The 1,364-nt window shown below is 58.3% G+C and carries 1 protein-coding gene; it reads right to left on the bottom strand.

Features of this window, described 5'->3' with window-relative positions; all coding sequences use genetic code 11:
* Positions 1 to 1,364, bottom strand: a 1,364-nt coding sequence (locus FBY10_RS31405) for a DUF1329 domain-containing protein (RefSeq protein ID WP_145338893.1), incomplete at both ends; no start/stop codon positions are given.

Here is a 1,364-nt window from a genome sequence, read left to right as displayed (position 1 = left end):
CGCTGAGACTGTCGCGCAAGAGACTCAGGCGTAAAGAACGTCAGCGGTTTCAGCTCGTCGAACACCTTCACCCCCTTGGTCCCGGCAGAAATGGAGGAGTGATAGTAGACTCCGGTGGCAAAGTCGTAGATCCAGAACGGCGAGGCGAACGGAATTTGCTTGTCGTACATTTGGTAAGACGGCAGGAAGATCGACTTTGCCAGCTTGCCAGAGGCGTCCCAGCCGTCTGACATCCCGGCAGCCAGAATGTCCTCGTCGTAGTACAAGCGACGCTTGGGCTGTACGTGACGCATGCCTGGCTTCAGAGTGAGCTCGACCACATGCACGCGATGCAGTTCCCAGCGCATAACCGTAGGATTGGGGTGCTTGTCGGCCAGCAGGTTGGCCGGAGTGGTCTGCGCCCAGTCGTAATTGTTGTAGGGGATGATCATTTCCTTTACGCCCAGATATTTCATGTCATACCGGTCCTGCTTGCCGGAGAACATGTAGATCTCGTCGTAAAGCATGGCACCGCCAGAAGTCGATACAGGAAAGTCGTATTCGGCATCCGGTGCACGACGGACACGCCGCTGGCCAGGGGAGTAGTTCCAGGTCGCGTTGGGATTCTTGTTGGGGTTGACGTAGTACCTGATCAGATTGCCTTCTCCGACATTGCGTGCCGGTGCGGTGTAGATGTTCAGGAACGTCTGGTAAAGCCCCAGCGAAGCGAACTTATCGACATCCAATGCCTTGTTGTAGTACTGCGAATCGGTGGCCGCACTGGTGCCGTTGGTCAGTACCTTGCTGCCCTTGGCGTCGACATACCAGCCTTGGCCCGTCAACAGGAGTGATGCGCCGCGGTAATGCAACTGTGCATTCCAGACCACTTCGTGGCCGGTTTTCGGGGTCGGGAACGGCACCCCACCGAAACAGCCTTCCACGGCAAGACCATCGTCGATGGTCTTGCAGCGGCTGGCATTGGCAATGCTATTTTGGTTGACCCAGTCGGGGTAGCGGGCACTGCGTCGGCTCGGATAGACCGTGACGGTGTAACTGCCCGGGAAGCGCTTAATCAGTTCCTGAGTACCTTCGGAAAGCTGATCGGCGTACTGCGCGACGTTCTTGTTGTCGATGATGAACAACGGCTTGTCACTGGCATAGGGATTGGCCCAGAAGCCGGAGTCGGACTTAAAACCCTCCGGATGGGTGGACGGCGGCAGGCCACCGGTATAGGCCGGAATAGTACCGGCTGCGTTGCCGGCGACCGTGGCTCCCCAGGGCGTCAGGGTCTTGCCGAGTGCGGCAGCTTCCTGCGGGGAGACTGCGGCATGACTCGCTCCCGCGGTCAGGGACATGATTGCCAGGGCGCCAATGAGCGATTTCAT

It is taken from the genome of Pseudomonas sp. SJZ103, assembly GCF_007828335.1.
Taxonomy (GTDB): domain Bacteria; phylum Pseudomonadota; class Gammaproteobacteria; order Pseudomonadales; family Pseudomonadaceae; genus Aquipseudomonas.
The sequence above is the reverse complement of the archived record's forward strand: the minus strand, read 5'-3'. Positions and strand labels throughout refer to the sequence as shown.